This window comes from Burkholderia sp. HAN2018 (genome assembly GCF_024704855.1).
GTDB lineage: Bacteria > Pseudomonadota > Gammaproteobacteria > Burkholderiales > Burkholderiaceae > Burkholderia > Burkholderia cepacia.
This window is the reverse complement of record NZ_QOBB01000270.1, coordinates 1-8733: the sequence shown is the minus strand read 5'-3', so window position 1 is coordinate 8733 and position 8733 is coordinate 1. Positions and strand designations below refer to the sequence as shown.

Sequence of the window (8733 nt, the reverse complement as noted above, 5' to 3'; positions counted from 1 at the left end):
CTGGCCGCCGCCGCATCGCTGGCAACGACCGCGGGTGCGCTCAGCGCGCCGACGGCCGCGATCGCACGCAGCGTCGTTTCGACCTGCGCGCGATCGCGGGGATTTTCGAGCACGTCGAGTGCCTGCTGAGCCTGTTGCGGCGTCAGCGCGGGCGCGGTGCCGGAAGCGGCCGTCGCGGCGGCCGGGGCGGGAGCGGCCGCGTGAGCGGCCGTGACGACGGCGGCAAGCAGCCAGCCGAGGAGGATATGTCGCATGGAGTGGGCATGCGGGCGCGCATCGGCGCGCGGCCCGCCGGGCTGAACGATGGACGGGAAGTTAACATGATCGCGCCCGGAACCGAATAGTTCCGTCGACGATCATTCGAATCGGGCATGCACGACGCGGCGCGGCCGTTTGCGGCGCGTTTCCGCGGTCATGTGGCTGACGCAGGGGGGAGGCGACTCGATTGCCGGCGTGTAAGGCTCGCGTAATGCCCGCTTGCGGGCAACGGCGAGCGCCGCGCGCATCGCGCCGAATTCATCCGGAATCCTGCCAAATCACGCTTCCCCGTCGTGAAAAACCGGCAGGACGTGTTCCGCGATTTCTTCGATGACGTCGCGCACGGGCCGGTCCGAGCCCGGATTCAGCGTGACGTGATGCGTGCCTGCCGCGCGCATGTTCCGCAGGATGTCGATCAATGCGCGGCGTCCGGTTGCATAACCGAGCGGCAATGCGGTAGCCGGCGCATCGGGATCCTCGACGAGGTCGAGTCGCATCGACACGCCGAACGCGCGAAAGGCCGGCGACGCGAGCCTTTCAACCGCTGCGCGCCACATCGAATACCGTGCGCGCTGCGTGTCCGGATCGCGGTGGTACGTCATCCAGCCGATCGAGTGACGCGCGATCCAGTCGACGCTTTGCCCGCCCGAGCCGACCGCCAGCATCGGCACCGCGTCGGCGCCGCGAGGCAGCAGCGTGAAGTCGGGCGCATCGGGCGGCGCTTCGTCGGGCAGCACGCGCGATGGCACGCCGAGCGCGGCCGCGACGACGTCCCAGTGCGCGCGGTACCGGTCGCGGCGCGTTTCCGCGTCGACGCCGAACGCCGCATATTCGGGCGGCCGGTCGCCGGAGCCGAGCCCGAGGATGAAGCGTCCGCCCGACAGCGTCGCGACCGACAGCGCGCCTTTCGCGATATGCAGCGGATGACGCAGCGGCAGCACGATCGCGCCGCTGGCGAGTGCAATCCGGCGCGTGCGTGACGCCAGTGCGCCGAGCAGGACCCACGGGTCGAGGTGGCCGACCGGGTCGGGATAGTCGGCGCTGTTCAGCGGCACGTCGCGAATCCACAGCGCGCGAAAGCCGAGCGTGTCGGCCAGCGCCGCGAGTTCGAGTTGCTCGTCGAAGTCGGCGACGACATGGCCGGTGCGAAGCAGCGGCAACGTGAGGCCGATCGACAGCTGCCCGGCCGAAAAGACGCGATGCGCGACGTCGGGACGGGCAGGGGCGGGCGTGGTCATGTCGGGTCCTTGGAGGCGGGGCAAAGCGGGCGCGCGACGTTGCGTGTCCGAATGCTAGCGTGTTTGCGCGCCGGCTGCGCGGCACGGCATGCGCAGCGCCCGATCGGACGTGACCGGTGACGTCGAGGCAACGGGAGCCACGCGGGCAGCGGGCCGGGCATAATCGGTGCCTTCAATCATCGAGAACAGCGAATCCGGATGAATGCGCTTCTACACGCGGTGATCGGTCTGGCGGCGAGCGCGATGCTTTTCACGGTTGCGTCCGACGCGCGCGCGGACGATGCGCAGCGTACCGTTATCTGCAAGACCGCCGAGGAAACGGGCTACACGGCCGACATCCGCAATTGCCTGCGGCTGAAATACGACGAGGCCGACCGACGGTTGAATGCCGTCTACAAGACGAAGATGGCGAGCCTGGATGCACAGGGCAAGGCGAGGTTGCGCGACGACGAGCGCCGCTGGCTCAAGGCGCGGGATGCTGCCTGCGCCGAATCGCGGCAGCCCGATGCAGGCGGTACGCTCGGGCTCGTGGAGGTTGACAGTTGCTTCGTCGGCGAAACCGAACGTCGCGTCAAGGTCATCGAGGCCTTTCGTTGAGGTGTCACGCAGGCCCCGGCGCTATGCCACGCGCAGCGTCGTGCCGCGCAGCGTGAGGCCGAGGCGTGACGCCACGCGCTGTGACGCGCGGTTGTCGCTGGCGGTGCTGTAGAACAGCGTGCGGGTTCGAAGCGACGGCAGCCGCGACCACGCGGCGGTCACGGCTGCCGCGAGGCCGCGCCCCCGGAATGCAGGGGCCGTCGCGAGACCGAGTTCGGCACCGACTTCGGATAGCCGCGCGGCGAATGCGACCGAGGCGACTTCTCCGTCGACGACGGCCGCGCACCACGGCGCCCACAGATCGGCGGCGCCTTGAAACCCCATCGAGAACAGGCCTTCGGGCATCCCGCGCGTCGACAGCGTGTGCAGCAGATGCCGGCCCGCGTCGCTGTCGCCGTCGATCAGTTCGACGTGTGCGTCGGTGTCGAAACCGAGTGCGTGCGGCAGCGCGTAGACGAGACCGATGTTCCAGTGCGGAACGGGGGCGAGCAGCGACAGATAGCGTTCGAGATGCGCGGGCTGCGTGCAGTCCGCCGACGGCGTTTCGCTGTCGGCCAGGCGCGCCAGTTCTTCTGCGACAGGAAAGGGCACGTCGGCGCGTACGCCCGCCAGGGTGCGTTTTGCGCCTCTGCCGAGCCAGAAGCGGGGCCCGGGCGAGCAGTCGGGATCGTTCTCGCGTTCGATCCGGCGATCCGGATGCAGCCGGAACAGCGTTCGGTAGTCGATATCCAGCCAGTCGTGTGTGTCAGGCATAGGTCGGGCAGGTGGCTCCCGTCAGGTGGCGGCGAGTTGCGCGAAGCAGGCCGGGGCGGGCCCGCGCGTCCGTTCGTGCGTATGCGGCACTGTGGGGCGATTGTAAGCCGGTCGGCAATCGCGCGCGGATGCAACGACGCGACATCGGCGCGGACCGTGCCGGCGCGGCATGACGACATCGCGGCATGCCCGGCCGACGGTCGCCGACCCGGTACGCGTTTCAGTTTCGAAACGTTCGCGCTGCTCGCCGGTGCGCGATTCGCCGCGATGGCCCCGCTTCGGCCCGCGCGGCCTTGCGGCATGAAGCATGGTGCGCTCCTTGCATATCTGTACGTGCCGTGAGCGCGGTCGCGGACGCAGTCGGTCCGGCGATCGCTTCAGTGGGTCGGACGTATCGGAGACGGGGACAAGAGAATGAAAACAGACCGAATCGCAACATGCCGTGTTGCAAACATGAATCGCCGACCTGCCTGGATATTCGCTTCGCCGTTGATCGAGGCGACATGAGCGCGCGGCTTTCCGTTCCATCCGAGCAATCGGGTTTGTTCTGAACGACGACGTGCAGGTGTGACGCACGAGGCCGACTGGTGCCGGTCGGCCGTCGGGGACGAACTTCGAATATCCGTGGATGGCCCGGCCCGGAACCCGGATCGTCATGCTGGCGCGCGCAACGCGAGTCGTCGCGCGGCGCAGGTGTTCGTGCGCCGTGTATCGCGTCGGCGCGACGGGCCCGAACCGGAACGCACCGGAGCGCACCGGAAAGCCGACAGCGCATCGATCTGTCCGGCACCGCGGAATACATGCAGTCCAGGGGAAGCGTTCGCCGGCCGCAGCATGGCGGGCGCCGCGAAATTGTGCTGTCAGTTGATCCACTACCCCGATGGATCAATTGTTGAAGCGCCCATCGCCGAGTGGCGGATGGGCGTCTTTTTTTGTGCGCCGGTTTGCGACGCGAGCCATCGGCCCGATCGCGCGGCGTTCTGTATCATGTGCTGGCGTGCCTGGCTGCCCGTGCGGGCGCACGGCTTGCCGGCGCACCCGATCACGCGTTGCCAACATGAACGACACAGCCCTGCACGACCCCTCAACCGCCGGCATCGATCCGGCCGCACTCGATGCGCTGCAGACGTTCGTCGAACGTCATCCGCGCCTGCTGGTACTGACCGGCGCGGGCATCAGCACCGACTCCGGCATTCCCGGCTATCGCGACCGCAACGGCCAGTGGATGCGCTCGCCGCCGATTCAGCTCCATGAATTCCTCGGCTCCGATGCCGCGCGGCGGCGTTACTGGGCGCGCAGCATGATCGGCTGGCCCGTCGTCGGCCGCGCGCAGCCGAACGGGTCGCACGTCGCGCTCGCGCGGCTCGGCAGCGCCGGGCGGATCGAGCGCCTCGTCACGCAGAACGTCGACGGTTTGCACCAGCGCGCGGGCAGCGGTGACGTGATCGAGCTGCACGGCGGCATCGACGGCGTCACGTGTCTCGATTGCGGCGCGCATCATGCGCGCGCGACGATCCAGGTCATGCTCGAGGCCGACAATCCCGAGCTGCTGGGCGCGCAGGCCGAGCCTGCCGCGGACGGCGACGCGCATCTCGAATGGGCGGCGCTCGACACGTTCCGCATCCCGGCGTGCCCCGCGTGCGGCGGGCTGCTGAAGCCGGCAGTCGTGTTCTTCGGCGAAAACGTGCCGCGCGAGCGCGTGGCGCTCGCGTCGCAGGCGCTCGATGCGGCCGATGCGCTGCTCGTCGTCGGCTCGTCGCTGATGGTGTATTCCGGCTACCGCTTCTGCGTGTGGGCGCAGGCGCAGCACAAGCCGGTCGCCGCGCTCAATCTCGGCCATACGCGCGCCGATCCGATCCTGACGCTGAAGGTCGAGGCGCGTTGCGCACCCGCGCTCGACGCGCTCACCGCGCGGCTGGGTCTCGCGGGCCACGCACCGGAGCACGCATCGTGACCGATCCGACCGCTTCGCCCGATCCGTCCGCGCGGCTGTCGGCGCCGGCAGCCGAACGCAATCGCGGGCCGATCCTCGACGTCTTGCGCCGCGTGTTGCCGGCGAGCGGCAGCGTGCTCGAAATCGCGAGCGGCACGGGCCAGCACGTCGTCCACTTCGCACAGGCGCTGCCGGGCCTGCACTGGCAACCGAGCGATCCCGATGCGCAGGCGCGCCGCTCGATCGCCGCGTGGGTTGCCTATGCGGGCCTCGCGAACGTTGCCGGGCCGCTGGCGTTCGACGTGCGCGACGCGTCGTGGCCGGTCGACGCGCTCGACGCGATCGTCTGCATCAACATGATCCATATCTCGCCCTGGGCCTGCACCGACGCGCTGTTCGCGGGCGCGTCGCGCCTGCTGCGGCCGGGCGGCGTGCTGTTCCTGTACGGGCCGTATCGCCGCGAGGGCCGGCACACGGCGCCGTCGAACGAGGCATTCGACCTGCAATTGCGCAGCCGCGACCCGTCGTGGGGCGTGCGCGATCTCGAAACCGTCGTCGCGCTCGGCCTCGATCGCGGGCTCGACTGCATCGAGGTGGTCGAGATGCCGGCGAACAACCTGAGCGTCGTGTTCCGGCGGCTGCCGCACGCGGAGCAGTGACACGCAAGCGCGCATCGCCGCCGGGTTTCCACTATCCTTTCGCCTGTGCGCGCGACCCGGTTCGGGTCGCGCCCCGTTTTTTCCGGAGAATTGACTAATGGGCAAACAAGCAATCGGTGTGATCGGGCTCGCGGTGATGGGCCGCAATCTCGCACTCAATATCGAGAGCCGCGGTTACGCGGTGTCTGTGTACAACCGCAGCCGCGAGAAAACCGACGAACTGATCGCCGAATTCCCCGGCCGCAACCTGGTGCCGACCTATACGCTCGAGGAATTCGTCGCGTCGCTCGAAACGCCGCGCCGGATCCTGATGATGGTGAAGGCCGGCGAAGCGACCGATGCGACGATCGCATCGCTCAAGCCGCTGCTCGAGAAGGGCGATGTGCTGATCGACGGCGGCAACACGCATTTCACCGACACGATCCGCCGCAACCAGGAGCTCGCGCAATCGGGCCTGCACTTCATCGGCACCGGCGTGTCGGGTGGCGAAGAGGGCGCGCTGCGCGGCCCGTCGATCATGCCTGGCGGTCAGCGTGACGCGTACGACCTCGTCGAGCCGATCCTCAAGCAGATCGCCGCGAAGGCGCCGTCGGACGGCGAGCCGTGCGTCGCCTACATGGGCCCGGACGGTGCGGGCCACTACGTGAAGATGGTTCACAACGGCATCGAATACGGCGACATGCAGCTGATCGCCGAAAGCTACTCGGTGCTGAAGGACGTCGCGGGCCTGACCAACGACGAACTCGGCGCGGTGTACACCGAATGGAACCAGGGCGAACTCGACAGCTACCTGATCGAGATCACGTCGAAGATCTTCGGCAAGAAGGACGAAGAGACCGGCAAGCACCTCGTCGACGTGATCCTCGATCGCGCCGCGCAGAAGGGCACCGGCAAGTGGACGAGCCAGAACGCGCTGGATCTCGGCGTGCCGCTGCCGCTCATCACCGAGTCGGTGTTCGCGCGCGTGCTGTCGTCGCTGAAGACCGAGCGTGTCGCGGCCAGCAAGATCCTGTCGGGCCCGGCCGCCGCGCCGTTCGACGGCGATCGCGCCGCGTTCGTCGAAGCGGTGCGCCGCGCGCTGTACCTGAGCAAGGTGATCTCGTACGCGCAGGGCTTCGCGCAACTGCGCACGGCCTCCGAAGAGTACGGCTGGAACCTCGATCTCGGGACGATCGCGAAGATCTTCCGCGCCGGCTGCATCATCCGCGCGCGCTTCCTGCAGAAGATCACGGACGCGTACGCAAAGGATCCGGCGCTCGCGAACCTGCTGCTCGATCCGTACTTCAAGGACATCGCCGCGAATTACCAGGCATCGCTGCGCGACGTCGTGGTGGCCGCGGTGAAGGCAGGCGTGCCGGTACCGGCGTTCGCGTCGGCCGTCGCGTACTTCGACAGCTATCGTTCCGAGCGGCTGCCGGCGAACCTCGTGCAGGCGCAGCGAGACTTCTTCGGCGCGCACACGTTCGAGCGTACCGACAAGCCGGGCAGCTTCCACGCGAACTGGTCCTGACCGGCTGGCAGGGGGCGGCATTGTTGCGAAAATCTATTCTTTGAATAGGGTTTTTCTATCCCGGATGCCGACATTGTTGGCTCCCGGGAAACAGTGTTTTCGTTCTTTCATGGTTTTCCCTAGGTGTTCCCGGGACTAAACTCTGTTCCATCGCTGCAGACATGGTGTGTGCGGCGGAGCAAAAAAATCCCGGAGGTAATCATGAAATCGCTGATCGCAACGTTCGCCGCAGCTGCCGTTCTCGCCGTTCCCGCCGTCTCGTTCGCCCAACAGAATGCGCCCGTCACCCGTGCACAGGTGAAGGCCGATCTGGTCGCCGTCCAGCAGGCCGGCTACAAGCTGGGCAGCGACCGTACGAACTACCCGGAAAGCATTCAGGCCGCTGAAGCCCGCCTGAACCCGCAACAGAACGTTGCCGCTGCCGACACGACCGGCTATGGCGCACAACCGGCTGCCGCGCAAGAATCCGGCGCACCGGCCAAGGCCAAGACCGGCTGGCAAGTCAAGCGCATCGCTGACGACGCGCCGATCTACAAGGGTCGTTAATGGTGGTTCGGTCGGTGCAGCCGCGTTGGCGGCCTGATCCGTCCCCTGAAGTACGAACAGCCCGTCGTTCCGGATAGCGGAACGACGGGCTGTTTTCATTGGTGGCGCGCGTATCGCGCCGACCGTCGGTTCAGTGCAGCGGGCGCCTGCCGCGCCCGATATCCCGGAACAGCGCTTCGGCCGGTTCCAGCACCTGCAGCCACGTTTCGTCGTAGCCGCTCAGCGTGTCGAGCGCGTCGCGCAGCCGCTCGATCGCGAGGACCGGCAGCTCGACGCTGTGGCGCGTGGCGCCGGTCATGTGCGCGACGCTCGCCAGCTGGACGAGCGCATCGGCCGCCTCGGCGACGTCGGTCGCGAACAGCAGGTGCCGGTTGAGCAATTCGACCAGGCCGCTGGAACCGGAGAAATCGTCGGCGTTGAGCTGCACGGAAAGAAACGTCGCGTTGTTCATTGTCATGCTCCTCGTTGTCGTTGGGTCGCGCAGTGCATCACCGAGTATAGGTGGCGATCGAAGGGAAGAATGTGACGGGATCGATACGGCAGGCGCGGGTGGCGAGGCGTGCGGAAGATCCGCGGCAGGCCCGCCCGGCGGGGCTCGCAGGCGGCCGGCACGCTGCTGCGGCACCGCAAGATTGTTGCCGGATCAGGCATCGGTCGCGGCCTTGACCGCCACAAATGGTATCTTTGCCGATCGGAACGGCGCGAAAAAGGGGCCGGTGAGCCCATCGCGCCGATGTTCCGCTGTGGAAACTGACGGCCGCGAGAGCGGTCGGATACTGATTGGTCCGGCCGTCCGGCCGGACATCGTGCGTCGCGCGCCGGGGGGCGGTGGGCGGCGCAACGACGCAAATCCGGGAGGACCCTTGAGAGAAACTATTCCCATCCACGATGCGCCGACGCGCTGGCTGCCGCAGGCGGCACTCGTTGCCGCGGCCATCGCGCTGACGGGTTGCACGATGACGCCGTGGACCGACAGCTGGCAGCCGGCGCGCCAGTCGGCACCCGCGTCGGCCGCGACGCCGGGCGTGATCGCCGGCTATTACCGCGTGAATCCGGGCGATACGCTCGCGGGTGTCGCGAACGCGTACGGGCAGCGCGTGCAGGACGTGGCCAGCTGGAACCACATGGCGCCGACCGATGCCGTGTATCCCGGGCAGGTGCTGCGCGTGGCGCCGCCGCCTGCGGCGACGTCGCTCGGGCAGCCGCCCTCGGCGGCCGCGCAGCCGGGCTCGCTCGCCT

At 68.1% G+C, this 8733-nt stretch carries 9 protein-coding genes and 1 pseudogene; 6 read left to right on the top strand and 4 right to left on the bottom strand.

The features are described from left to right. Positions 1-254 (bottom strand): annotated as a pseudogene (locus tag DPV74_RS36175) (mechanosensitive ion channel protein); the annotation flags it as partial. A 282-nt stretch (positions 255-536) separates the two neighbouring features. Next, the gene (locus DPV74_RS36170; protein ID WP_119338926.1) at positions 537-1496 is read right to left on the bottom strand and encodes an LLM class oxidoreductase; all 960 of its coding nucleotides are present in this window, start codon (positions 1494-1496) and stop codon (positions 537-539) included. Between the two features lie 219 nt (positions 1497-1715). Here DPV74_RS36170 and DPV74_RS36165 point away from each other — a divergent pair, with 219 nt between their 5' ends. Then, on the top strand, positions 1716-2093 hold the full coding sequence (locus DPV74_RS36165) for a lysozyme inhibitor LprI family protein (protein WP_162923238.1): 378 nt from the start codon (positions 1716-1718) through the stop codon (positions 2091-2093). 21 nt (positions 2094-2114) lie between these two features. Here the strand turns inward: DPV74_RS36165 and DPV74_RS36160 are convergent, their stop codons facing one another. After that, positions 2115-2846 carry a GNAT family N-acetyltransferase gene (locus tag DPV74_RS36160; protein ID WP_119338924.1) on the bottom strand — a complete coding sequence of 244 codons (732 nt, stop codon included), beginning with the start codon at positions 2844-2846 and terminating at the stop codon, positions 2115-2117. Positions 2847-3903: 1057 nt separating this feature from the next. Between DPV74_RS36160 and DPV74_RS36155 the strand changes: the two genes are divergently transcribed. The 4 genes from DPV74_RS36155 to DPV74_RS36140 all read left to right on the top strand — a co-directional run bounded on the left by DPV74_RS36155 (position 3904) and on the right by DPV74_RS36140 (position 7494). After that, the gene (locus DPV74_RS36155) at positions 3904-4800 is read left to right on the top strand and encodes an NAD-dependent protein deacetylase (protein ID WP_027791096.1); all 897 of its coding nucleotides are present in this window, start codon (positions 3904-3906) and stop codon (positions 4798-4800) included. Beyond that, positions 4797-5438 (top strand): DUF938 domain-containing protein, encoded by a 642-nt coding sequence (locus DPV74_RS36150; RefSeq protein ID WP_119338922.1) that lies wholly within the window; start codon positions 4797-4799, stop codon positions 5436-5438. The genes DPV74_RS36155 and DPV74_RS36150 overlap by 4 nt, the downstream gene beginning before the upstream one ends. Before the next feature lie 97 nt (positions 5439-5535). Further along, complete coding sequence (gene gndA / locus DPV74_RS36145) at positions 5536-6948, top strand: NADP-dependent phosphogluconate dehydrogenase (RefSeq protein ID WP_021160879.1); 1413 nt, start codon at positions 5536-5538, stop codon at positions 6946-6948. A 201-nt stretch (positions 6949-7149) separates the two neighbouring features. After that, positions 7150-7494, top strand: coding sequence for a DUF4148 domain-containing protein (locus DPV74_RS36140; RefSeq protein ID WP_021160880.1), 345 nt, complete (start codon positions 7150-7152; stop codon positions 7492-7494). A gap of 130 nt (positions 7495-7624) precedes the next feature. On the opposite strand, the gene DPV74_RS36135 is transcribed toward DPV74_RS36140, so the two are convergent. Next, positions 7625-7945, bottom strand: coding sequence for a hypothetical protein (locus DPV74_RS36135; RefSeq protein ID WP_021160881.1), 321 nt, complete (start codon positions 7943-7945; stop codon positions 7625-7627). Positions 7946-8357: 412 nt separating this feature from the next. On the opposite strand from DPV74_RS36135, the gene DPV74_RS36130 reads away from it, so the two are divergent. Further along, on the top strand, positions 8358-8733 hold a 376-nt coding region (locus DPV74_RS36130), incomplete at its 3' end, for a LysM domain-containing protein (protein WP_162923237.1).